Genomic DNA, 23,631 nt, shown 5'->3' on the forward strand with positions numbered 1-23,631 from the left:
GCGGGAGACCCCCCCCCCCCCCCCCGCGCCCCCCACTCCCCGCCCCGGCGGCAGGGCGGGGCCTCGTGTCATCCCAGGCTCAGGAACGCCTGCACGGGCAGATGGTCGCTCGGGAACCGGCCGTTCTCGGCGAACGTGTTGATCACCGCCCGGTGCGCCGTGACGCCGGGCGTGCTCAGGATCCAGTCGATGCGGTCGCCGTTCGGCTTCAGCGGCTTGTAGCCGTGGAAGGTCCCGTACAGCGCACTGCGCTCGCGCGCGGTGTCCCAGGTGTCGACGAGACCGGAACCGAGCAGGGTGTCGTACACCGCGTTCTTGTGGGCGGCGACATTGAAGTCACCGGTCACCACGACCGGCAGCGAGCGGTCGAACCCGGCGATCCGCTCGGCGATGAGCCGGGCGCTGCGCACCCGGGCGAACTGGCTGACATGGTCGAAGTGGGTGTTCAGGACGTAGAACTCCCGCCCGCCGTCGGCCAGATCACGGAATCTGACCCAGGTGACCATACGGGGGAAGGCGGCACCCCAGGTGTTGGAGCCGATCGCATCCGGGGCGTCGGAGAGCCAGAAGTGGTCGTACTCGGTCGGGCGCAGTCGATGGGAGTCGTAGAAGACGGCCATGGATTCGTCGCGGCTGCCGTGCAGACGGCCGGTGCCCACCCAGTCGTAGCGCGGGCCGAGGTCGGCGTCGATGTCGAGCAGCTGCGAAAAGAGGCCCTCCTGGGTGCCTATGACGTGCGGGGCCTCGCGGCGCAGCAGCTCGCGCATCACCGGTCTGCGCACGGTCCAGCTGTTGGGCTCCGTGGTGCTCGCGAACCGCAGGTTGAAGGACATGGCCTGGAGATGCCGGCGGGGTGGACGCTCGCCCGCCGAGGCCGCGGAGGTGGGCAGTGCTGCGCTGGAGAGGGGCGCGGTGACCGCGGCGGCCAACGCGATCCTGAGGCCCAGACGGCGCGTGACTCGGCTGTGGTTCGGCACAGGGGCTCCTTCGTCGAGTACCGGAACGGACAGAGCGAGGAGATGAGGGGTGGCTTCCCAACCCGAGGGGGCGTTCATGCCCGACGGCCTTCATCCGCACGGGAGTTGGGCCGGAACCGGCGGGGCCTTCCGGTAACGGCCCCGTGACGCCGGGCGCCCTAGCGTGGCCGGCGTCGCGGTAGCCGGCGAGGGGGAGGGGCGCCATGGACGTCGTCGTGCACGGGTTCGACCAGCCGTGGGTGTCGACCGCGCCCACCCTGCTGGCCGTCACCCAGGTCCCGGCCGACGACACGCCGAGCGGTACGCCCGCGATACACCTGAGCGCGCGTGCCGCGGCCGGCGGAGCACGGGCCGAATTCGTGCCGGGCGCCCCACTCGACCTGAGCGGCGCCGGTGAACTGCGCCTGTGGATCCGCTCGGACCAGCCCGCCGACGGCACCGCCGGCCGGCCGTTCCTCGCCGAGTTCGGCTACACCGACGCCGCCGACGCCCCGGGCGAGGAGCACCGCTGGCTGCTGCCGGCGGCCCGCCCCGGCACCTGGGAACAACGGCACCTCGGCATCGACCGGGACCGGCGCGGCGCCATCACCCGACTCACGCTGCGCTGCCTGACGGACCAGCCGCTGGAGATGTCCTTCGACGAACTGCTCGCGATCGGCGACGAACCGCTCGTCGCCGCCGAGTCCGCCCTCGTCGCCGTACTGGCCGAACCCGTCCCGCTGCCCGGAGCCCACCGGCTGCCCCTGCGCCCGGCCGCAGCGGGCGGCACCGAACTCAGGCTCTCGCCCGTCCGGCGCAGGCTGCGCGCCCGCAACCGGATCCTCGTCGACCCCGGCACGGGCGGGACACCGCAGTCCTACGACGTGATCGCCGCCGTCCACGACGACACGGCGGACGAGACCCGGCTCACGCTGGATCCCACCCACCCGCTGCGCACCCCCGTCGGCCCCGGCGCCACGCTCTCCGTGCAGGTTCCCGTGGTGGTGGAGGAAGCGCCGCTGGACGGCCCGGCCGCCGCCGACGCGCTGCCCGACCCCGTGCTCCTGGTGGAGCTGAGCGACCTGCGAGACGACCCGGAGCGGGCCGGTCCCGCCGTCCAGCGCGACAGCTTCCGGCGCCGGGCCGACGGCACCACGTGCGCCGTACGGCCGCCTGCCCGGCCGGTGCTGGCCGAGTACCGGCTGCTGCCCGCCGCCCGGGACCGGGAGCAGTCGCTGGTCGTCCGGGCCGCGGTGCTGCGCAGACTGGTCCCCGACCGGGGGCTGCGGGCCGGCGGCCGGTATCTGCCGCTGTGGGTCGTACCGGCACCGGTCCCCGACACCCGGGACCGGGGCGTGCCGGCACCCGTCGTGGTGCGGATCGGCACCTGGACCGAGACGGGCCCGCGGCGCGAGATGCCCTGGGTGCGCGAGATCGGCATCCGCGTCGCACCGGCCGACGCACCCCACGGCCAGGAGGTGACGGGGCGCCGGAGGAGGTGACGTACGGCCCCCCGGACCGCCGTACGCCGCCCGAGGACGCAACCGGGCACGACGTGGAAGGAGACCGCCCATGCCGCTGCAGGTGGGCATCAACGTGGAGGAGACCGACGGCCGTGCCGCCCCGGCCCTGCCGGCCGCGCCGACCTCGGTCGCCGCCTTCGTCGGCCGCACCCGGCGCGGGGTGCCCGACCGCCCCGTACGGGTCTCGGCCCCCGAACAGGCGGCCGCCCGCTTCGGCGGACCGGTTTCCGACGGCTACCTCTGGCACGCGCTGGACGGCTTCTTCCGCAACGGTGGGCGCGAGGCCCACGTCGTGCGGGTCGTCGGTCCCGGCACCACCGCGGCCTCCACCACGCTCACCGACCGCCAGTCACCGCCCGCCGCCTGTCTGCGCGTCACGGCCGGATACCGCGGATCCCCGGATCCCGGGCTGTGGGGCGAGGCGCTGCGGGTCGACGTACGGGACGATCCACGGGGCAGCACCCGGCTGGCCACGGCGGTGGCGGCCGGCGACACCGCTGCCCGGCTGGAGTCCACCGCGGGCCTCGCCCCGGGCACGGTGCTGCGCTTCCCGCCGACCGGTGTGACGCCCCTGCACCGCAAGCTGACCGACGTCGACCCGGCCACCGCGACCGTCACCTGGTCGGGGGCGCTCGGCACCGCCCTGCCCGCCGGAGCCGCCGTCACCACCGCCGAGTTCCGGCTCGACGTGCGCTACCGGGAGCGGCCGACCGCGCCCTGGTCCGTGGTCGAGGAGTGGACCGGGCTGAGCATGGAGTCCGACGCCCCCGGCTACGCGCCCGACCGGCTCAACCACCCGGTCAGCGGCTCGCGTTACCTCCTGCTGACCGACCTCACCACGGGCGCCCGGCCGGGCGCCGACAGCCCCGCCGTGGTCTCCGGCGCCGCCCTCGGCGCGGCCGCCGAACAGCCGCCTGGGGCCGGGGACCTCATCGGTGCGGCAGCCGCCCGCACCGGCCTGTCCGCCCTGGACACCACCCGCGTGCAACTGCTCGCCGTACCCGACGCGCACCTGCTCCCCACCGCCGCGCGCCGCTCGGTCGCCCGCGCCGCGCTGGACTACTGCGCCGCCCGCGGCGACTGCCTCTACGTCGGTTCCCCGCCCGACCGCGGCGCACCGGACGGCACCGTCCCGCGCAGCCCCGCCGACTACTCCCAGGCCGTCAGCGACTACGTCGAGACCGTCCGTACCTACGCGGCAGCCCTGCGGGGCAGCAAGGTCTACGGAGCCCTGTACACGCCCTGGATCCTGGTCGACAACCCGGCCGGCACCGGCCCCGCCCCGGCCCGCTTCGTCCCGCCCGAGGGCCATGTCATGGGCGTGTACGCGCGGACCGAACAGGAACGCGGCGTGCACAAGGCGCCCGCCGGGGACGCCGCCCAGGTGCGCGGCGCCCTGGACGTGGCCGCCGCGTTCAGCGACGGCGAGCACACCGACCTGGTCCGCCTGGGCGGCGTCAACGGGATCCGCCCGCTGCACCGCCGCGGCATCGTCGTCGCCGCCTCCCGGACCCTGTCCGCCGACCCGCGCTGGCAGTTCGTCAACGTCCGGCTGCTGTTCAACTTCGTGAAGTCCTCCCTGCGGGAGGGGCTGACCTTCGCCCAGCAGGAGCCCAACGACGACCGGCTGCGGCAGATGGTGAAGTTCACCGTGGTCACGCCGTTCCTGCTCGGGCTGTGGCGGCAGGGCGCTTTCGGATCCGACCCGCCGGACCAGGTGTTCACCGTCAAGTGCGACGCCGAGAACAACCCGCCGGCCGATGTCGCCCGCGGCATCTTCCGGCTGGAGGTGTACCTGTACGCCGCCCGGCCCGCCGAGACCGTACGGATCGTGGTGGGGCAGCAGCCCGGCGGCTCCAGCGCGACCGAGGCCTGACAGACCGAGCCCTGACAGAGGGAGGAGAGTGCGATGGCCGCAGACATCGGCGTCACCGTCGTGGAGACGGACGGCCGCTCGGCCCCGGCCGTGCCCGCCGCACCGGTCTCCGTCGCGGGCATCCTGGTGCGAGCCGAGCGAGGCGTCGCCGACCGGCCGGTCAAGGTGCGTGGCTTCGCCGACTTCACCGCCGCCTTCGGCACCTTCGTGCCCGGCACCGCGACCCTGCCGCGTGCCTACGGAGCGCACGCCGTGCGCGGCTACTTCGACAACGGGGGCTCGGAGGCCTACGTGGTGCGGGTGACCGGCGCCGGAGCCCGGCCCGCCACCGCCGTCCTCGCCGACCGCGCCGCCACACCGCTGCCCACCCTGCGGATCAGGGCCGGGACGCGGGGCAGCCCCGACCCCGGCACCTGGGGCAACGGCCTCACCGTCACCGTCGAGGACCACCCCCGGGGCGCGTCCGCCGTGCCCGCGCAGGTGATCGCGGCGAAGGGCGAGCCCTACGCCCTCGCCGACGGGGACACGGCACAGCTCCAGCTGACCACCCGCGGCTCCACCAGCACGATCACGGTCGCCTTCCGGGCCGCCGACTTCGCCGCCATCGGCACCGCCTCCGCCGAGGAGGCCGCCCGCGCGGTCAACCGTCAGACCACCGCCGTCCGCGCGGCCGTCGCCCCCGGCGGACGGCTGGCCCTGGCCGCCGCACCCGGCACGCCCGGCGCCTGGACCCGACTCGTCGTGACCGCGCCCGCCCCCTTCGACTTCACCGCCGGCGCGGCGAGCAGCGACGCCGCGCTCGCCGCCGGAACCACCGCCGTGATGGTGGACACGGCGAGCGGCTTCGGCACCGGCTCCGCGCTGCGCATCGCCGTCCGCGGGCATGTGCGGGCCGCCGCGGCGCCGACGGCGACGGTGCCCGACAGATCGGCCGTCGAGGTCGTCGTGGACGGCACGACACCGGGGGAGACCATCCGCTTCGGCAACGCCGACTTCGCCGATCCGGCCGCCGTCACCGCCGCCGAACTCGCCGCCGCCGTCAACCGCCAGGCCCGCGCCTTCACCGCCGAACTCACCCATGACAACCACCTCGTGCTGCTGTCCGCGCGCTACGGCACCGGCTCCACCATCGCCGTCGACGCGCCCGCCGCCGGCGTCACCGACGCCCGTACCGCGTTGGGCCTGAGCGGTGCCGTCCCCGTCGCCGGAGCCGAGCACCATCGCACCGCCACCGCCGTCTCCGAGAGCTGGCGGCTGCTGGCCTGGGACCCCACTCCGGCCCTCCCGGCCGTACCCGCGCCCGCCGCGCGCATCAGCAGCACCGAGTTCGACCTGGTGGTGGGGCGCGGCGGCACCGAGGTCGAACGGTTCTCGGCGCTGTCCATGTCCGACACCCACGAGGCTTACGCCGAAGCCGTGGTGAACGACCCGGCCTCAGGATCGGCGTACATCACGGTCACCGACCTCGACAGCGCCTCGGGACCGGGCCTTGACCTGCCGGCGGCCGGCACCTTCGTGCTCGGCGCGACCGGCGCCACGCAGGGCTCCGACGGGGCCCCGCCCACCGACGCCGACTTCACCGGCGACCCCGTCCGGCGCACCGGCCTTGAGGCGTTCACCGATGTCCCCATCCAGCTGCTGGCGTGCCCGGAGACCACCTCCGTCGGCGTGGTGGCGGCTTGCCTCGCGCACTGCGAGCGGCGCGGCGACGCCATGTTCGTCGGCACCGTCCCCCGCGATGCGGACCGCGAGGGCGCCAAGGCCTACGCCGCCGCCCTGCGCGGACGCAAGGTCTTCGGCGCGCTCTACGCCCCGTGGATCGACGTCCTCGACCCCGATCCCGCCGCCGCCCGGCCCCTGCTGCGGATCCCGCCCGTGGGCCAGGTGCTCGGCGTCTACGCACGGATCGCGGACGCGCGCGGCGTGTGGAAGGCACCGGCCGGGACCGAGGCCCGGCTGACCGACGCGCTCGGCGTGCAGTACGACATGACCGACCGCGACCACACCGACCTGGTGCGCGAGGGCGGGGTCAACGGCATCCGGGCCGTGCCCGGCGCGGGCATCGTGATCGACGCCTCCCGGACCCTGTCCACCGACACCCGCTGGCTGTTCGTCGGGGTGCGGCGGCTGTTCAACTTCGTGAAGGCGTCCCTGCGCGACGGACTGACCTTCGTCGTCCAGGAGCCGAACACGGACCAGCTGCGCCGCAACGTCCGGTTCACCGTGGTCACGCCGTTCCTGCTGGGGCTGTGGCGGCAGGGCGCGTTCGGCCCGGGCCCCGCCGACCAGGTCTTCAGCGTGAAATGCGACGCCGGGAACAACCCGCCCGCCGACGTGCAGGCCGGGCTGTTCACCGTGGAGGTCCTGTTCTTCCCGTCCACACCCGCCGAATCGATCCTCGTCGTCGTCGGCCAGCAGGACAGCGCCGCCACGGCCGCGGACAACTGACCGGCCACACAAGGGAGAGACGACACCATGTCCGAGCTGACCTTCCAGGAGTCCTACCGCACCCACGGATTCCTGGTCGAGATCGACGGAACCCAGTGCCCGGTGACCAAGGTGACCGGACTCGGCGAGGGCACGACGGAGGTCCTCGAACAGCCCGACAGCGGCAGCCAGGTGGTGCACAAGATCTCCAGCCAGGTGGTCAAGTTCGACAACCTGGTGCTGGAGCGCAACGTCGACGGCAGCCGCTTCGACACCTACTTCAAGGACTGGTTCTCCGAGATGTTCCGGCTCAACGGTGCGTCCGCGGGCTCGTCGGTGCGGCGCAACATGGCCGTGGTCAAGACCGAGAACCAGCAAGAGGTCATGCGCTTCGCGGTCTACGGGGCGTGGGTGATCTCCTCCAAGTTCAGCGATCTGGAGGCCGGTTCGGCCGGGCTGTTCAAGCAGATCATCGAGATCGCCCACGACGGCATGGAGCGTGTCGCATGACCGCCACCGTCCCCGCCGGAGCTGACGCAGCCCCTTCGCCCGCCGGCCGCAGGACGCGCGAGCACGAGACCGAGCTGCCCGTCGGCCACCTCGACGAGGACGGCCGGCTCCACCGGGCCGCCGTCCTGCGCAAGATGACCGGCCACGAGGAGGCCCTGCTCGCCGACCGCAGGCTGCGCGCCAACGGCGGAAAGCTGGTCACCGAGCTGCTCACGTCCTGCCTGCGCCGGCTCGGCGAGATCGAGCCCGTGCCGCACCGCACCGTCGCCGCGCTCACCTCGCCCGACCGCAACTACCTCCTGCTGGAGCTGCGCAAGATCACCTTCGGCAGCGAGCTGACCGCCCACTACACCTGCCCCTCCTGCCACGGAACCACCACGGCCCTGGAGGACCTTGAGGGCTTCCCCGTACGGCGCGGGGACGCGGCCGGAGCGCTGACCATCACCGTGGACCTGGCCGACGGCTACGAGGACCGCACCGGCGGCACCTGGTACACCAGGCTGACCTTCCGCCTGCCCACCGGCCTGGACGAGGAGAAGGTCGCCGGCGCCGCCCGCGAGAACCCCTCCCGGGGCACCAACGCGCTGCTCACCCGCTGTCTGACCCAGGTGGCCGACGAGCAGGGCGAGCGGATGCCGGACGCACGCCGTGAAGCCCTCGGCACCCGGCTCGTCAGCGACCTGACCATGCCCGACCGCGGCCGCATCGAGCAGGCGTTCCGCGACGGCATGCCGGGTCTCGACCTCAGCCGGGAGATCGACTGCGCCGACTGCGGGCGGCTGATCCGCACCGCGGTGGACCTGGAGGGCTTCTTCACCCCTACGTAGCCGGGCCGGACCGCCTGCGTCAGGAGGTCTTCGCGCTCGGCTACCACCTGCACTGGAGCTACTCGGAGGCGATGGGACTCGATCTGGACGAACGGCGGGCCTACGTACGGCTGCTGGCCGATGTGCTCGCCGAACAGCGTGAGGAAGTGGAACGGGCCCGCAGGGCGGGCCGGAGCTGACATCCCGCGGACGGAGAGGAGGTGCGGGCCGTGGAGGGCGTCCTGCCGTTGTCCCTGGCACTCACCGACTCCAGTGCGCGGATCGTCGGGGCGTATGTGAGCGACGGGCTGATCAAGTTCGTGCGCCCGCCGCTCGAAAGCATCGACGACCGGCTCAAGGAACTCGGCGGTGCGCTGCGGCTGATGACCCAGGACCTGGTGGACGGTCTGGGCCAGACGCGGCAGTCCCGGCTGCGTGTGCAGGTGATGAACGAGGATCTGCTGATCGAGATCGCCGCCATCACGGCCTTCTCCGCTTTCAGTTGGGCCCTGCTCGGCAAATTCCTGCCTCTCCTGAGCCTGATGCAGTGGCTGGACACCCGCTCCCACATCCACCTGCACGACATCATCGCGGGCCTGGCCCGCATCGACGACTCGCTGTGGCACCTCGGAGTCCCCGCCGTCGCGTTGTTGGAGGCGATCCACGACCTCCTCCTCCAGGGCATCAACGTGTTCGGCGGCGTGGACGTCGTCGTCCAGGGCGGCGGTCTCCTCGACGGTGTCGACCTGTGGAAGCTGCTCGGACTGCTCGTGCTGCTGGCCGCCGGGCTGACGGTGATCATCCTGTTCCTGATCGGGGTCGCCGAGGCCCTCGCGCTGTTCGGCAAGCGGTCCATCGTGGCCGCGGTCGCCGTCGCGCTGCTGCTCGTCTCCCTCGTCCACCTGATGAACACGCTGGCCGGGTTCGACTGGGAGCAACTGCTCAAGATCGGGCTCGGCTTCTGGGCGATCGACCGCTTCGTCGCCGGCCTCGGCGAGGCGTTCCAGCAGTTCACCACCGACATCAAACCGGTCGTTCAGTGGCTGCTGCCCTTCTTCTACGCGATCGTCAAGCTGATGCAGTCCCTGGCCGGGTTCAAGGCCGACGATCTGAAGAGGATCGCCGCCGGCTTCGTGGCGATCGCCGGGTTCACGCTCGCGCTGGGATGGGCGTTCCGGGCGTTCAAGGGCGCGATCGACGAACTCCTGCCGGGGCTGGCGAAGTTCTTCGACTCGATCTCCGGGCTGATGACGACTCTGGCGGGTCTGAAGGACGAGGAGGTGAAGCGGATCGTCGTGGGGTTCGCGGCGATCGCGGCGTTCACGGCGGGGCTGGGGTACGCGTTCCGTACGTTCAAGGACGACATCGCCAAAGTGGTGCCGGGGCTCGGGCAGTTCTTCGACGCCATCACGCCCCTCATGCAGGCGCTGGCCGCCGTCAAGGACGAGGACATGTGGAAGATCGGCGTCGGCTTCGCCGCGATCGCCGGGTTCGTCTGGCTGCTGGGCCTGGCCCTCGGCACCCTGTCCAAGAGTTCCGTGGATGCGGCGAACGGGCTCGGCACCTTCCTCACCGGGCTCAGCAGCCTGATCGCCCTGCTGGCCAACCTCACCGGTGAGCAGTTCCTCAAGCTCATCGGCGGCATGCTGCTCATCCTCGGCTTCCTGGCCGCCCTCGCCGCCATCCTCACCGCGGTCGCCGGCCCCCTCGCCTCCCTCGCGACCGTCGTCGGCGGCCTGGGCGGCGTCCTGGAGAAGGTCAGCGACCTGGGCCGGGGCTTCCTCGACGTGCTCGGCGGCATCCGGGATCTGGCCCTCGACGCGGGCGGTGCCATCGGGGACTTCTTCGGCGGGATCGGCGACACCGTCGGCGACGCGATCGGCGGCGCCTGGGACGCCCTCACCGGAGAGGCCGGCCTCGGACCGTTCGGCGGCCCGCCCGGCACCGGCCCGCTCGCGTTGGCGGGGCCAGCGCTCCTTGCCGCACCGCGAACGGCCCGCCCCGCCAGGCCCGCCGGTTCCGGTCCGCTCGCCCCCGGCGGCATGCTCGCCGCCGCGGCCCCCGGTGCTCCACAGACCGTCGACCAGTCCGTCAACATCACCGGGCTCAGCGTCACCGTACAGGCCGAGCGCCTGGAGGCCGACTCCGCCCGGCTGCTCACCGACGACATCGTGGCGCAGCTCCAGGTCAAGCTCGACGCGCTGCGCGCCACCCAGGACTTCCGCACCGGCGGACTGCCGTCGGCCCCGGCATGAGAGGCCCGAGGAGGCGCCGATGACCCTTCCCGCCACCCCCCGGCGCGGGCTGCTCGTCGCCGTGGGCGTCAGCCCGGATCTCCAGGTCCGCTTCCAGTACAACCCGGCCACCCTCACCGACAAGCGGTCCGTCTCCTACGCCGCCCTCACCGCCCCGGGCACGCTGCTGCCGCTGCACCAGTACACCGGCGGCGGCGACCGCACCATCTCCTTCACGGTGCTCGTCAACGGCGCCCCCGACCGCCCACCGGATCCGCTCATCGAGCGCGACGAGGCGGGCGGCATCGGACCCGAACTCGCCAAGTACCGCGCGTTCGTCCATCCGCGCACCGGGCGATGGCCCGAGGCCAAGACGTCCCGGACCGGATTCACCGGCCTGTACACCGCGCAGCGGCACCTGTTCGAGGCCCCGCCCGACTGCCGCTTCGTCTACGGCGACCGCGTCCTGGAGTGCCTGGTCACCGAGGTCTCCATCACCGAGCAGCTCTTCACCGCGGATCTCGCCCCGCTGCGCGCCGAAATCCAGCTCACCCTCACCGAGACCACGCCGTACGACCCCGTCCCGCCGCCCTCAGGAGCCTGACCATGCCCGCCGACCCCGGCTCCCGGTTCACCGGAGCGCCGATCCTTGAGACCGCCGGCCCCGACGGCCGGACCCGGCGCGTGCTCGCCCTGAACATCGCCGAGCCCGCCCCGGCCCTGCCCGGCGACCGCGTGCACCGGGTCCGGCACGGCGAGCGTGTCGACCTCGTCGCCCGTCGCGCACTCGGCGACGCACACCTGTGGTGGCGCGTCCTCGACGCCAACCCCCTGCTGCACCCCTTCGACCTCGCCCCCGGGGACCTGCTGCGCCTGCCCGACGCCGCGCCCGCCACCCGTGCCGTGCGGACCAGGAGCTTCTGATGGCGGCCCGCACCCGCACCCCCTACTTCGCGGTCCGTGTCGCGGGCCAGGACATCACGCCATGGGTGGGTTCCGTCCAGGTCGTCGAGGACGACCGGCAGGCCGACAACTTCTCCCTCACCGTCAACGACCCCCGGCTGGCGTACGCCGACGCCCTGATCGAGGGCTGCCACGCCGAGATCGACCTCGGCTACGCCGAGACCGGCCAGCACGCCCTGATGCTGCGCGCCCTCATCACCAAGGTGGAGACCGGCTACCCGGAGAACGGCGCCCCCACCGTCAGGCTGCACGGCGAGGACGGGTCCATCGTGATGGGCCTGGACGAGAAGAACCGCAAGTTCAAGAACACCACCGTCACCGCGATCGTCAGGAAGGTCGCGGACGAGCACCGCTTCGGCACGGTCGAGACCCGCCTCGTCCCGGACCCGAAGGTGGTCGAGGAGCACCAGGCGGGCGTCACCGACCTCGCCTTCCTGCAGGACCTCGCGACCCGGCACCACGCCAAGTGCTTCGTGGAACTCGACGAGCGCGACCGCGAGGTGCTCTATTTCGTCCCCGAGCGCCACATCGTCCGGCTGCGCCGGCCGGACACCCTCGTCCTGCGCTACCGCATGGGCCCGGACAGCAACCTCATGTCCTTCTCCCCGGCCTTCGACACCGGTTACGTCGACCAGGTCAAGGAGATCAACGACCTGGACGACGAGGGCCGTACGGTACGCAGCCCGCAGCCACCGCCCGCCGAGGTCGCCCTCTGGCCGCTCCCCACCGACCTGCGGGACCGGGTCAACGCGGCCGACCACGCCCGCATGAAGGCCCTGTACGAGGCCGGGGCGAAAGGCAAGGAGGAACTGCAGCGCACGCTGCTCTCCCGCCGGAAGAAGGTGGGCGCGGTCGCCCGGGACCAGGCCGAACTCGACTCCACCGGCGGCTCGTTGGAGTCCAGGCGCCTCGGCATGACGGCGAGCGGTACGACGGTCGGCACCATCTGGCTGCGGGCCAAGTCCAACGTGGAGATCCGCGGGGTGCACACACGCTTCGCGGGCCAGTGGTACGTCAGCAGCGCCACCCACACCATCGACGGCAACGGCTACCGGACCGACTTCCGCTGCGTGCGCTAGCCGGACCGGACCGAAAGGGACAGGGGGACAGACCGATGGCCCGCGATCACTACGGGATTTACAGCGGCCTCGTCAAGGACAACACGGCGGGCGCCGGCCGACTCACCGTCACCGTACCGGCGTTGTTCGAGGACGACACCGTGCTGGCCAGGCCCGCGCTGCCGTACGGGGTCTTCTTCCTGCCCGAGAAGGGATGCAAGGTCTGGGTCCAGTTCGAGGGCGGCGAGTCCACGCTGCCGGTGTGGACCGGTGTCCAGCAGCTCTCCGACGAGTGGCCCGAGCCGCCCCCCGCCGGCCGCATGCTGCTCACCAAGGCGGGCCACACCCTGCACCTGCATGACAAGGACGGGGTCACGCTGACCCATCACGACGGACATGCCGTGAAGTTCACGCGGGACGGGGCGTCCGTGCGGCACGGGACGGGGACCGCCGAGATCGTCCTGGCGAAGGGCAACGTGACGATCAAGGCGGGGGCGTCCAGCATCAGCCTCTCGGCGGACGGCGTGGCGATCAGCGGCCCGAAGATCACGCTCAACAACGGCTCGCTGCCCCTCGCCCGCCTCACCGACCAGGGCATCGGCAACCTCGGCGCACCCGTGTCCCTGATCCTGCCCGGCAACCCCACCGTCCTGGCCTGACCCCCGGAGAGGAGCACGCCATGGCCACCGGCCCCACCGGACTCGGCCCCGACCACGCCGCCTGCACTGACGAGTTGGTGACGGCCATGCGCGCACGCCTGAACGCCATGGACCCCCCGCAGGGCGACAACGTCGACGACCCCGGGGTACGGCCCAACTTCGAGGCCCTGGGCAGCGGAGTCCACGCCATCCTCACCGTCCGTGCCCAACCCCTGTCCACGAAGGACGACGACCCCGACTTCTGGGCCTGGACCGCCGCCGTCATCACCCACCTCGCCGACCTGCGCGCCTGGCAGCAGGTCGTGCGTCAGGCCGTCCAGAACTGGGCCCCCGCCGACACCCCCGGCCAGCAGTTCCGGCAGGCGTTCCTCGACGTCCCGCTGCCCGGCCAGTTCCCGGGCCCCGTGCCGGAGCAGCAGAAGGGACACATCCGATGAACGACGCCGGCCGGCCGCTCGGCGGCATGTCCTTCCCGTTCCGTATCGAAGGCGGGCGGGTGGCCCGGCGCGCGGGCGCCGGGAAGCTCGCCGACGACCTGCGGCACCTGCTGTCCGTCCGGCCGGGGGAGCGGGTCCTGCTGCGGGACTACGGCGGCGGAGTCCAGCACCGGCTGCAGGAGCCCGACGACGGCACGCTGCGCACCCTCATCGCCCACGAGATCGAACAGGCCGTACGCACCCGGCTCCCCGAGGCCCGCCTCACCTCCCCGGTCCGGCTGCGCCGCGACGGCCACCAACTGGTCGTGTCCTTCGACTACGTCCCCGACCCGGCGGGCCTCGTGCAGCGCTTCGAGCTGCCGCTGGCGGCGGAGTGAGGAGGCGATGCCACGGTGAGCGAGGTACGCGGGCAGCCCATCGACTACACGGCCCTCGGCTACGACGCCCTGCGCACGGCGATGCTGGACATCGCGGCGCGCACCCTGCCCGAGTGGACCGACCGCAGTGAGCACGACCTCGGCGTGCTGCTCATCGAACTCTTCGCCCACGCCTGCGACATCACGCTCTACTACCAGACCCGTATCGCCGCCCAGCTCTTCCCCGCCACCAGCGACGAACCCGCCGCGCTGGTCCAGCTGGCCCGTCTGCTGGGCCACGAACTGCGGCCGCCCGCCCCCGCGATCGTCGACCTCGTGGTGGGTGTCGACGCCCCCACCGACGAGCTGCCGCTGACCGTCCCGGAAGGCACCGCCTTCGAGACCACGACCGGCGACGGCGAGCGCCTGCGCTTCGAGACCCCGCACACCGTCGTGATAGGCGATCAGGACCTGGGACCCGTGCTCGACGGGGGAGTGCGCCGCTACGCGCCCCTGCCCGCGGTCGCCGGAACCACCGTCACCGACGAGCAGACCGGCCTCTCCGACGGCGGCCCGGGCCAGCTCCACCCGCTCGCCCGCGCCCCCGTCATCGCGGGCACGGTCCGGGTCACCGTCACCGAACCCGCGGGCAGCACCCGGTGGCACGAGACCTCCGCGCTCGCCGACGCCGCACCCGGCGACCGCGTCTTCCAGGTCCAGCGGGACGCGTCGGGGCGGACCACGCTGCTCTTCGGCGACGGCGTGAACGGGGCCCGCCCGCCCCGCGGCACCACCCAGAACCCGGTGCGGGTACTGGCCACCTACCGCAGCGGAGGCGGTCCCGGCGGCAACGTGCCTCCAGGCACCCCGTTCGAGGTGTCCCTCCCGGGGCTGCGCGACGCCGTCGCCCCGGCCGGGGGCTCCGGGGGCACCCCGGCCGAGTCGCTGGAGCAGGCCCGTGCCTTCGCCCCGCGGCTGCATCGCGCGCAGGGCCGTGCCGTCACCGCGGACGACCACGTCGAACTCGCCCTCGCCACCCCGGGCGTGGGCAAGGCACGCGCCGTGGCGACCGGCTGGAACGAGATCGTGCTCCACGTGGCCCCCAACGGGCGGGTCACCGAACCGTCCGAACTCCTGCGCCGCGACCTGCTCGCCGCCTTCGAGCGCACCCGCATGGTCGGCACCACCCTGCGCGTCCTCGGCCCCGAACCGGTCGACGTGTACCTGCGGGCGGACGTGCGGGCCGAGGCGTACTTCCTGCACTCCGACGTCAAGGCCGCCGTCGAACGGGCCGTCGGCGACCTGCTCGCCTTCGACCGCGTCGACTTCGGCGAACCGCTCTACCTGAGCCGCGTCTACGACGCCGCCCAGAGCCTGCCCCAGGTCGCCTCCCTGACCGTCACCCAGTTCAGCCGCGACCCACGCGCGGGAGTGGACGCCGACGGCGTCATCGACCTGAGCCCCTTCGAACTCGCCCGCCCCGGATACGACCCGCCCATCCTGCTCACCGTACGGGGCGGGGTGGAGCGATGAGCGTCCCGGCCGAAGCCGCCAAGACACCCACCAAAACCCGGGCCGTTCCGCACCCGGCGGGCCACCGCATCGACCTGACCTGGACGAACCCGCCCGCCATGGCGTTCCTCGACGGCGCCGTACAGCTGGGTGTCCGGGTCGTGCGCCGCGAACGCACCCACCCCGAGACGCCCGACGACGGCACCGTCGTCTACGACGGGCCCGTGACCGACCACTTCCAGGACCTCGCCGCCCCGCCCGGCCGCCGGCACTACTACACGGTGTTCGCCTGGGACGGCGGCCGCCACCACGCCGCAGCGGGCTCCCGCGCGAGCGCCCTGTGCACCGCCGACCACGGCACCGGCGAGATCCTTTACGACCTGCTGCCCGCCGTGCACCGCCGCGAGGACCGCCCGCCGGGCACGGAGGAACTCGCCGCGCTCCCGCCCGCCGTCCGGGACGCGCTGCGCGACCTGCCGCCCGCCCTGCGCGGCACCGGGCCGCTGCGCCGTTTCCTGGCCGCTGCCGCCGCCCCCCTCGACCTGATGCGCAGCACCGCCGAGGCGCTGCCCGACCTGTACGACGTCGAGCGCGCACCGGAGGAGTACCTGCCCCTGCTCGGCGCCTTCCTCGGCTGGCACACCGACCTGACCCTTCCGGTGCACCTGCGCCGTGGCGAGATCCGGGCCGCGCCCGCCCTGTACCGCACCGTGGGCACCGCCCCCAGTCTGCGGGCCATCGTCACCCGCTACACCGGGCGACGGGCGAGGATCGCGGAGTACGCGCAGTCCATCGCGCTCAGCAACACGGCGCCGGGCGGCATGCTGTACGCGCTCCGGGAGACCGGCGACGGCTGGCGGGCGGCGGACGACGCGGCCCCCGTGCTGGGCTTCGGCCCGGGCAACGACCGGGCGGCAGGCGGCGCCGGCGCCGCCGCGGTCCTGGTCTCGGCCCACCCCGGGCCGTACCGGCTGGGCCCCGGCATGGAGTGGACGGTGTCCGCCGACGGCCGCGCCCCCCGCACCGTACGGCTGCGGCCGGGCGACGCCGCCGACCTGGACGCCGTCAGCGCCACGGAGCTGGCACGCGTCCTCGACCGGGACATCCCCGGACTCCTCGCCCGGTCCCTGCCCGACCGACGACTGGAACTGCGCTCGCAGGCCGTGGGCGCGGGATCGGCCCTCGGAGTGGAGTCGGCAACGGCCTCCCTGGTGACTCTGGAAGGCGCCCCCACCGGCAGGCCCGCGGTCGCCGACACCGGTTCCGGCACCGCCCTCGTCTGCTACGCCACCAACCAGAGCGCCGACGGCACCCCGCGGCTGCGCGGCAAGGTCTTCCGGGCCGGACGCTGGGGCGAGTCCTTTCCCGTCGGGCCGCCCGGCGCCCGCACACCCTGCGGGGAACCCGCGGTCGCGGCGCTGCCGCCCGCCGCACCCGACGGCCCCGCGAGGCTGCTGCTGGTGTGGGTCGAGCGGCCCGGCACCGATGCGGCCCGGCTGCGCCATGCCATGGGCACACTGCACGAACCCGCACCCGCCACCCTGCTCGGGGACCGCAGTGCGCCCCTGCCGGTGCCGCACGACTCGGTCCTCGTCCTGCGCGACGGCCTCGGCCGGGCACGCGGAGTGCCGTTCGCCCGCTCCGACTTCGCCGACCCCGACGCGCCGAGCCTGTCCGACGTCGTCCGCGTGCTCAACCTCCGCCTGGGCACGGTCGCCGTCGCCTCGGCCGCCACCGGGCAGCGGCTGCGGCTCGACTCCACCGCCACCGGGAGCGAGGCCCGCCTCCGCGTGGACGTCGCACTGTCCGGGCCGGCCGCCGCAGCGCTCGGCTTCCACACCGGCAACTGCGAGGCAGCCGGCACCGACGGCGATGCCCCCGCCTGGGCGGCCGCGGCCGACATCGCCGCCGTACCGGCCGGACCGCTCGCCGATCCGGTGGCCGCCCCGGACGGCGCCGGGGCCCTCGTCTGCTACGCCCGGCACGACGGACGGGCCTGGCAGATCCGCGCCGTCCGCTTCGACGGCGCTGCCTGGAGCGGCGACCAGGCACTGACCGGCGGGGTGCGCAGCAGCCGTGAACCGACCCTGGTGCGCGCGACGGACGGGCACCTGCACGTCGTCTGGGCCGCCGAGGGGACGCCGGGCAACGGCTGGTCGCTGCGCCGCAGGACACGTGACACCGCCGGAACCTGGAGTCCGGAGACGGCCTTCGGAAGCACACCGCCCCCCGGCACCACAGGCGACCGCGAACCGGCACTCGCACTCGCCGCGGACGGCACACCGCGCGCGTACTTCCGCTCCGACCGGGAGGGCGGAGCCGACCTGTGGGTGACGACGGCCGCCGGCCCGCCGGCCCGTATCACCGGCGGACCGAGTGCCGACCGCCGGCCGGTGGCCCTGCCCTCCGCCGCCGGCACCTCCTGGCTGTTGTACCGCAGCGACCGCGGCGTCGACCTCGCCCGCACCGGCCGGGCCTCCGCCACCAGCGCGGGCACCCTGCGCCGCCACGCGGGCACCACCTCCGTGGACCTCGGCGACCGGGCCCGCCTCCAGACCCGCCGGGCCTGGGACGACCTGCTCGCCTACACCCCGCACCGTCCCGAGGGCGAGGCGCCCGGCGCTCCGCTGCGGGACGACGAGCTGTACACGCGCGGCACCATCGGCCTGCATCTGGTGGACCCCGTACCGGACGCCCTGGACGACCGCAGGATGGAGCGGCTGCGGACCGTCGCCACCCGCTTCGTCCCCGCGAACACCCGGGTCGTGGTCGTCCACGCCCCACCTCCGGACGTCGACGAGGCCTACCCGGGCGGTGCGGGACCCGAGGACCGGCACCGGGACCGCCACCCCGACATCGACCGGGCGCCCGCGGCCGGGGACGCGTCGGCCGTGACGCTGCCCGGCTGGACGACCCTGCACTCCGCCGTCCCCGCCCAGCCGCCACCGCCCGACCCGGCCGCCGGCGGCACCAGCGCCGATCCCGCCCGCCCCGCCGCAACCGTGCGCTTCCGCAGCCATGGACCACCACCGAGATGAGAGGGCGAACGCCCCGGCGCCGGCATCACACCGTCAACGACAGGAGTGGCCATGGACGACCAAGACCGGCCGGGTGTACGGCCGACGCCCCGCGTCCCGGATCACCCGTACGGCCGTTTCCGCGACGTGCTGCGTGCCGCGGACGGGCGGACGGTGCTCGACTCGGGGCCCTGCTCGAACGTGATCGTGGGTGACTGCCGCCGTCTGCTCGCCGCGTTCCTGCGCGGCGCGCCCGGCACCACCGAAGGGCTGGTGGGCCTGCGCGTCGGCGCGGGCCTGCCCGCCTGGGACACGCCGCCGGGCCCACCCGCCCCCTCACCCGACCAGAGCGCCCTGGTCGACCCGCAGCCGCACCTCGTACCACGCGACCAGCTGCTCCTGGACTTCGTCGACCCGCTCAGCGGCGCGGTGACCGCGTCGCCCACCCGCACCCTGCAGATCCGGGCGGTTCTCGGCCCCGGCGTCCCGCCCTGGCCCGACACCGCGAGCGGGCACACCACCGGCTCTCTGCGCGAGTTCGGCCTCGTCGCCCGGCTGAACGGCACCAGCGTCCTCATCAACTACCGCACCCATCCGGCGATCGCGAAGGACCCGGCGAGCACGCTCGAACGCACCGTCTGGCTGACGTTCTGACACCGACCGCCGCACCGGACCCAGGAGCAGCCCATGGCCGCGATCACCCGGAGCACGTTCAATCCGCTCCTCTCCTACGTCAACGTGCGCCTCCAGCAGGGCGTGCCCATCGTCGACGCCGACTGGAACGAGCTGGACGACGTCCGGAAGTTCGAGCTGCGCGCCTTCCTCAAGTGGTACGTGGGGGACGGCGTCCCGTACGGCAACGACGGGTTCCGGGTCGCCGGCGGCCTGACCAACGACTTCCACCTGCTCACCGGCGTGCCCGTAGCGCCCTCCGGCACCTCCGAGGAGCGTGAAGCCCTCGACCATGTGGGCCGGATCATCGTCGACGGCCTGGACGTTCTGCTGCCCCGCGCCCTCAAGTACACCGAACAGGCCCTGCACGAGAGGCAGCCGGGCGCCGCGCAGGAGGCCGCACGGCTGGGCGTACCGGTCATCGCCGAGCTCGCACCCGTCGCGGACGGGCCGCACGCCGTCTACCTCGATGTGTGGGAACGCCTGGTCAGCCCTGACGAAGGCGGCACAAAACTGGTCCATCCGGGGCTGGGTGTGGAGAGCTGCGCGCGGATGCGCCGGGAATGGGCGGTCCGGGTCCGGCCCGGCGCCACCGTTCCGCCGCCCGGCGAAGCCTTGCCGGGACACTCGTACCTGCTGCTCGCGCTCCTGCACCGACGCGCCGGGGTGGACGCGATCAACGAGACCGACGTGGAGGACCGCCGGCCGCGTGGGCTTCATCTGCCGACGGGCCAGCTGCTCGCCGACACCCTCGGCGTCGAACCGGACGCCTACCGCCGCGGCGCCGGGCGCCCGCCCATCTCCCTGCGCGAGGCGGTGAACGCGCTGCTGGCCGGTGAGCTGCCGAGCACACCCGACACCGCGGTCTCCCCGGCACCCGACGTCGACGACGTCCGGCGCGGCTTCGTCCTGGACAGCACCGGTGGCCTGGTGGCCACCTGGGAGTCGCCGCGGGTCGGCGGGACCACCCAGGTCGTCGCCTCCCGGCTGCGGCTGGACGACGTGTCCGGCGGTTTCTCCCCCGTCCAGGCGGTCACGAGCGGCGGCCCGCACCTGAGGTCCACGGCGCTGGCCCTGCCGGGAGAAGACCTGCTGCTGGCCTACCAGACCGGCCAGGACGGGGCGCAGGGCACGGATGTGGTGATGAAGCGGGGGCGTCTCGCGGACCTCGCCGGCGCCGCCGAGACGCCGGTGTCCGCGACCGCCGGTGTGGCCGACACAGCCGTGCAGGCCGTGGTCGCCGGCGCCTTCGTCGTGTTCCTCTTCCATCAGCAGCCCGCTTCCGGAACCGGCGGCTTCTTCTTCCGCCGCTACCAGCACACCACCGGGACCTTTCCGGACACCGCGCCCCGCAGCACGACCGTCAGTTCCGACAAGCGTGAGTCGCACATGGCGGTCGCCGCGGGCGACCAGGTCTGGGCGGTGTGCTCCAGCACCAATCAGCTGCATCTGATGCGGTACACCCCGGCCTCGGAGGGACGCGGCGTCACCGCGCTGGGCGCCTCCGACGTGAGCACGCCGTTCGTCCTGGACGGCGGCGGTCCGGTCAACGCGCCCGAGGCCCTGGTCTTCTGGAAGGACCCCACCGGGCTGCGCACCGTCACGTTCGCCGCCGGCGGCTTCCAGACGGTGGCCAACCTGCCCGGCACCGACGCCCAGGAGTCGAACCCGGCGGCCGTGCGGGAGCCGGACGGGACGGTCTGGCTGGTCTCCAACCGTTCCGTGGGCGGCCTCTCGGAGATTCTGCTGCGCCGGCGGAGCGCGGACACCAAGGAGTGGGGCCAGCCACGGCGGCTGATCGCCGCGTCCTCCACCGAGATACGCCCGCACCCGCTGTACGTCCCGGGCCAGGGCATCTGGCTCTTCTGGATGAGCAACCGGCTGGGGAACTTCGACCTGTTCGCGAAGAGGTTCGTCGTCTCCATCTGACGACATGTCAAAATCCGTCCCGCCGAAAGGAGCCTGTCCATGGCACCCGGCATTCTGCCCGCGAGTGCGGGCCAGTCCAGCTATACGATCACGGACTCCCGAGGGCTCGTCGCCGACTTCACCCTGGATCTGCCGGCCGAACCCGAGCCGCGGTACGTCAACCTGATCCGTCCGGACGGCACGCCCGGCCTGGTCGCCCGCCTCAAGCACGTCCCCACGGGGATCAGCGTGCCCCTGCACCTGGTCACCGGTTCGGACACGAGCGTGCCCGACCGGGAGGTCATCGTGTCCCGGTCCGCCACCGAGATCAACTGCAACATCAGGGACGTCAGCGGCCTCGGAGCGGTCGACGAGCGATGGACGCTCACGGTGTCGTCCACGGCACCCCAGGACTGGGCCCTCGGGCTGGAGTTGCCCGGCGTCTTCGTGACCCAGCTCGTGTGCGACCCGGTGGTGCGGCAGGCGCCCTTCGCCGCCACGGCGCCGGAGAAGACGCAGCTCCAGCTCGTCGCCGCCGACGCTGCCCAGAACACGGTGGTGCGCGCCACCGGAGTCCCCGGCCTCCCGCCCGCGCCGCCGTCCCTCACGTACACCTGGAACCACACCGGGACCATCGCGATCAACGACCTTCCGGCACACCAGCAGATCAGCACCGTCCTGCTGCCCGGGGTCTACGGCGATGTGTCCACGTCGGTGACGCTCCGCGTCGACACCGATGTCTCCGGCACCGTGCTCAGCGGTACGTCACCCGCGGCCCCGCTCACCATCAAGCCCCGCCCCCAGCAGCTCGTGCTCGTGCTGGACCGTTCCGGCAGCATGCAGGAGGAACTGCGGTGGGAGAACGCGACAGCGGCCGCGAAGCTCCTCACCCACCTGTTCATCGGCATGCGGGAAGGCGTGCACGGGGACGACCGGGTCGGGATCGTCGTCTTCGAGGACGAGAAGTGTTTCCGGCACGGACCACCGCCCTCGGCACGGATCCAGAGCGTCCTGCCGTTGAGCAAGCTGGTAGATGCCGATGCCCAGATCTGCGGTCTGGGCTTGGGGCAACCCGGCGCCTGCACCCCCATCGGCGACGGCCTGATGAAGGGCATGGACGTGCTGGCGGACGAAGGGCCGCATCCCGACGCCAAGTTCACCGTGGTGCTGATGACCGACGGATACGCCAACGCCGGGGTCGTCGAGACCGGCCCCGACCCACTCGGGCCGGGGCAGATTCCCCTGGCCGTGGCGCGCTCCCAGGGCCGCCGTGCCGCGGTCGACAACCGGATGAGCCTGTTCCTGGTCGGGCTGGGCAGCACCGCGAATCTGGCGCTGCTGAACCATCTCAAGGCGACCACCTCCGTGGCCGGTGACTTCCTCACCACGGTCGACCCGAGCCAGCTCGCCGGTCTGTTCGGGCACGTCCTGGGCGCGGCACAGGAGGCCAATCCGCTGCAGACCGGCACTCAGCCACCCTCCGGTGTGGCCGACCCAGGCGCGCCGCCGGCCACGGCGAACGCCGTGTACTTCGCCACGAGCGGCAGCGCGGAAAGGCTGGTCTTCGCGGTGCTGGTGAACACCGGTCAGATCGAGGTGGCTATCCGGCCCTTCGGATCAGGCGCCTTCACTGTCCAGGGCTTCAACCCACGTATCTGTCCCGACCACCGGGCGGTCCTACTGCCCCATGTCCAGGGTCTCGGGGTCCAGGGACCGATCGAGTGGCGCGTCATCCACCGTGCCGGGACACCGCCCGCCCCCCGGCCGCTGCCCGCGACGGACGTCCTCGCCTACGAGGACCTGCACGTCAAGGCCGACCTGGTCCTCGACAAGCCGGTCTATCGCACCGGCGATCCGATGAAGCTCACGGTGCGCATCCGGCACGACAGCGCGCCCGTGCGCGGCGCCAGGGTGCGCGCCGTCCTGGAGGCCCCGGAGGCGGCGTACGGCGAGGAACTCGCCACGTTCGCGCCCCGCTACGAGAAGGCCGAGCCGACGGGGGAGGATCCGCCGGACCCCAGGACCGCCATGGTCCGGGCCCTGATGCGCGCCAACGGCTGGAAGCGCTGGCCCTATGCGAGTCCGCCGGCCGGCATCTTCCAGGACGGCACGGACGAACTCCATGACGTCGACGGCGACGGCAACTACACCAACGTCTTCAACCGGGCGTTCCTGGACGGCGCCTACACCTGGACGCTCTTCGTCGACGGCGAGGACCAGGACGGCGGGCACTTCGACCGACGGCTGATGACCTCGACCTTCGTCGCGTTCAAGGTGGACCCGAAGGTCACCGGCGTGGACGTGCTCAAGGCGGCGGCCCATCCGAGCGGCCTGGCGGCGGCGCGGGTCCTGATCACGCCACGGGACGCGCGCAAACGGCGCCTCGGCCCGTTCCACGATCACGCGGTCCTGTTCGAGCTGCGCAACGGCTCCTTCGAGCACATCGTCGACAAGAAGCCGCCCCCGCACCGGGAGGACGGCGTCTACGAGCGGGTGGTGCTCTACAAGAAGGGCCAGCGCCCCGTCGTACGGGTCTCGGTCGACGGCACGCTGCTGCGGCCCGTGGATGTGGAGGCGCTGCTGAGGAGCGACGACTGAACCCTCGGGGGGGGGGGGGGGGCGCCCCCCCCCCCCCCCGGGGGGGCCCCGCCCGCCCGGTGTCCGGGGCGCCCGCCCCCCCGCGCCCCCCCGCGGGCCCGGGCGGGTGGGTGGGCTCG

The 23,631-nt window shown here is 73.3% G+C and carries 18 protein-coding genes; 17 read left to right on the forward strand and 1 reads right to left on the reverse strand.

Annotation, left to right across the window (positions count from 1 at the left end):
- Positions 1–68: 68 nt before the first annotated feature.
- Positions 69–977, reverse strand: coding sequence for an endonuclease/exonuclease/phosphatase family protein (locus ACFWYS_RS06650; RefSeq protein WP_384764293.1), 909 nt, complete (start codon positions 975–977; stop codon positions 69–71).
- A 203-nt stretch (positions 978–1,180) separates the two neighbouring features.
- On the opposite strand from ACFWYS_RS06650, the gene ACFWYS_RS06655 reads away from it, so the two are divergent.
- From ACFWYS_RS06655 to ACFWYS_RS06735, 17 genes are all read left to right on the forward strand, one after another.
- Complete coding sequence (locus ACFWYS_RS06655; protein ID WP_384764296.1) at positions 1,181–2,458, forward strand: hypothetical protein; 1,278 nt, start codon at positions 1,181–1,183, stop codon at positions 2,456–2,458.
- A 70-nt stretch (positions 2,459–2,528) separates the two neighbouring features.
- On the forward strand, positions 2,529–4,355 hold the full coding sequence (locus ACFWYS_RS06660) for a hypothetical protein (RefSeq protein WP_384764298.1): 1,827 nt from the start codon (positions 2,529–2,531) through the stop codon (positions 4,353–4,355).
- A 33-nt stretch (positions 4,356–4,388) separates the two neighbouring features.
- Positions 4,389–6,803, forward strand: a complete 2,415-nt coding sequence (locus ACFWYS_RS06665; RefSeq protein ID WP_384764301.1) for a hypothetical protein — start codon at positions 4,389–4,391, stop codon at positions 6,801–6,803.
- 27 nt (positions 6,804–6,830) lie between these two features.
- Positions 6,831–7,292 (forward strand): phage tail protein, encoded by a 462-nt coding sequence (locus tag ACFWYS_RS06670; protein ID WP_384764304.1) that lies wholly within the window; start codon positions 6,831–6,833, stop codon positions 7,290–7,292.
- Positions 7,289–8,119, forward strand: coding sequence for a hypothetical protein (locus ACFWYS_RS06675; RefSeq protein WP_384764307.1), 831 nt, complete (start codon positions 7,289–7,291; stop codon positions 8,117–8,119). Before ACFWYS_RS06670 ends, ACFWYS_RS06675 begins: the two co-directional genes overlap by 4 nt.
- Before the next feature lie 200 nt (positions 8,120–8,319).
- Positions 8,320–10,353, forward strand: coding sequence for a hypothetical protein (locus ACFWYS_RS06680; RefSeq protein ID WP_384764310.1), 2,034 nt, complete (start codon positions 8,320–8,322; stop codon positions 10,351–10,353).
- A gap of 19 nt (positions 10,354–10,372) precedes the next feature.
- Positions 10,373–10,936: a hypothetical protein gene (locus tag ACFWYS_RS06685; RefSeq protein ID WP_384764313.1), complete on the forward strand. Its 564-nt coding sequence runs from the start codon at positions 10,373–10,375 to the stop codon at positions 10,934–10,936.
- Positions 10,937–10,938: 2 nt separating this feature from the next.
- Positions 10,939–11,256 (forward strand): hypothetical protein, encoded by a 318-nt coding sequence (locus ACFWYS_RS06690; RefSeq protein ID WP_384764316.1) that lies wholly within the window; start codon positions 10,939–10,941, stop codon positions 11,254–11,256.
- On the forward strand, positions 11,256–12,374 hold the full coding sequence (locus ACFWYS_RS06695) for a phage late control D family protein (protein ID WP_384764319.1): 1,119 nt from the start codon (positions 11,256–11,258) through the stop codon (positions 12,372–12,374). The genes ACFWYS_RS06690 and ACFWYS_RS06695 overlap by 1 nt, the downstream gene beginning before the upstream one ends.
- A gap of 35 nt (positions 12,375–12,409) precedes the next feature.
- Entirely contained in the window at positions 12,410–13,012 is a 603-nt protein-coding gene (locus ACFWYS_RS06700) for a phage baseplate assembly protein V (protein WP_384764322.1), read from the forward strand.
- A gap of 20 nt (positions 13,013–13,032) precedes the next feature.
- A complete protein-coding gene (locus tag ACFWYS_RS06705; protein ID WP_384764325.1) occupies positions 13,033–13,449 on the forward strand; it encodes a hypothetical protein in 417 nt (138 codons plus the stop codon).
- Positions 13,446–13,826 (forward strand): GPW/gp25 family protein, encoded by a 381-nt coding sequence (locus ACFWYS_RS06710; protein WP_384764328.1) that lies wholly within the window; start codon positions 13,446–13,448, stop codon positions 13,824–13,826. Before ACFWYS_RS06705 ends, ACFWYS_RS06710 begins: the two co-directional genes overlap by 4 nt.
- A gap of 15 nt (positions 13,827–13,841) precedes the next feature.
- Complete coding sequence (locus ACFWYS_RS06715; RefSeq protein WP_384764330.1) at positions 13,842–15,338, forward strand: putative baseplate assembly protein; 1,497 nt, start codon at positions 13,842–13,844, stop codon at positions 15,336–15,338.
- On the forward strand, positions 15,335–18,355 hold the full coding sequence (locus ACFWYS_RS06720; RefSeq protein ID WP_384764333.1) for a phage tail protein: 3,021 nt from the start codon (positions 15,335–15,337) through the stop codon (positions 18,353–18,355). The genes ACFWYS_RS06715 and ACFWYS_RS06720 overlap by 4 nt, the downstream gene beginning before the upstream one ends.
- A gap of 51 nt (positions 18,356–18,406) precedes the next feature.
- On the forward strand, positions 18,407–18,988 hold the full coding sequence (locus tag ACFWYS_RS06725) for a hypothetical protein (RefSeq protein WP_384764336.1): 582 nt from the start codon (positions 18,407–18,409) through the stop codon (positions 18,986–18,988).
- Positions 18,989–19,021: 33 nt separating this feature from the next.
- Positions 19,022–20,935, forward strand: a complete 1,914-nt coding sequence (locus ACFWYS_RS06730) for a DUF6519 domain-containing protein (protein ID WP_384764338.1) — start codon at positions 19,022–19,024, stop codon at positions 20,933–20,935.
- A 39-nt stretch (positions 20,936–20,974) separates the two neighbouring features.
- Complete coding sequence (locus ACFWYS_RS06735; protein WP_384764341.1) at positions 20,975–23,512, forward strand: hypothetical protein; 2,538 nt, start codon at positions 20,975–20,977, stop codon at positions 23,510–23,512.
- Positions 23,513–23,631 lie beyond the last annotated feature (119 nt).

The organism is Streptomyces sp. NPDC059010 (genome assembly GCF_042740355.1).
GTDB lineage: Bacteria > Actinomycetota > Actinomycetes > Streptomycetales > Streptomycetaceae > Streptomyces.

Bases quoted from the DNA above. Each gene is read 5' to 3' on its own strand.
- ACFWYS_RS06655 (WP_384764296.1), top strand. From the start codon at position 1,181: ATGGACGTCGTCGTGCACGGGTTCGACCAGCCGTGGGTGTCGACCGCG.
- ACFWYS_RS06660 (WP_384764298.1), top strand. From the start codon at position 2,529: ATGCCGCTGCAGGTGGGCATCAACGTGGAGGAGACCGACGGCCGTGCC.
- ACFWYS_RS06665 (WP_384764301.1), top strand. From the start codon at position 4,389: ATGGCCGCAGACATCGGCGTCACCGTCGTGGAGACGGACGGCCGCTCG.
- ACFWYS_RS06670 (WP_384764304.1), top strand. From the start codon at position 6,831: ATGTCCGAGCTGACCTTCCAGGAGTCCTACCGCACCCACGGATTCCTG.
- ACFWYS_RS06675 (WP_384764307.1), top strand. From the start codon at position 7,289: ATGACCGCCACCGTCCCCGCCGGAGCTGACGCAGCCCCTTCGCCCGCC.
- ACFWYS_RS06685 (WP_384764313.1), top strand. From the start codon at position 10,373: ATGACCCTTCCCGCCACCCCCCGGCGCGGGCTGCTCGTCGCCGTGGGC.
- ACFWYS_RS06690 (WP_384764316.1), top strand. From the start codon at position 10,939: ATGCCCGCCGACCCCGGCTCCCGGTTCACCGGAGCGCCGATCCTTGAG.
- ACFWYS_RS06695 (WP_384764319.1), top strand. From the start codon at position 11,256: ATGGCGGCCCGCACCCGCACCCCCTACTTCGCGGTCCGTGTCGCGGGC.
- ACFWYS_RS06700 (WP_384764322.1), top strand. From the start codon at position 12,410: ATGGCCCGCGATCACTACGGGATTTACAGCGGCCTCGTCAAGGACAAC.
- ACFWYS_RS06705 (WP_384764325.1), top strand. From the start codon at position 13,033: ATGGCCACCGGCCCCACCGGACTCGGCCCCGACCACGCCGCCTGCACT.
- ACFWYS_RS06710 (WP_384764328.1), top strand. From the start codon at position 13,446: ATGAACGACGCCGGCCGGCCGCTCGGCGGCATGTCCTTCCCGTTCCGT.
- ACFWYS_RS06720 (WP_384764333.1), top strand. From the start codon at position 15,335: ATGAGCGTCCCGGCCGAAGCCGCCAAGACACCCACCAAAACCCGGGCC.
- ACFWYS_RS06725 (WP_384764336.1), top strand. From the start codon at position 18,407: ATGGACGACCAAGACCGGCCGGGTGTACGGCCGACGCCCCGCGTCCCG.
- ACFWYS_RS06730 (WP_384764338.1), top strand. From the start codon at position 19,022: ATGGCCGCGATCACCCGGAGCACGTTCAATCCGCTCCTCTCCTACGTC.
- ACFWYS_RS06735 (WP_384764341.1), top strand. From the start codon at position 20,975: ATGGCACCCGGCATTCTGCCCGCGAGTGCGGGCCAGTCCAGCTATACG.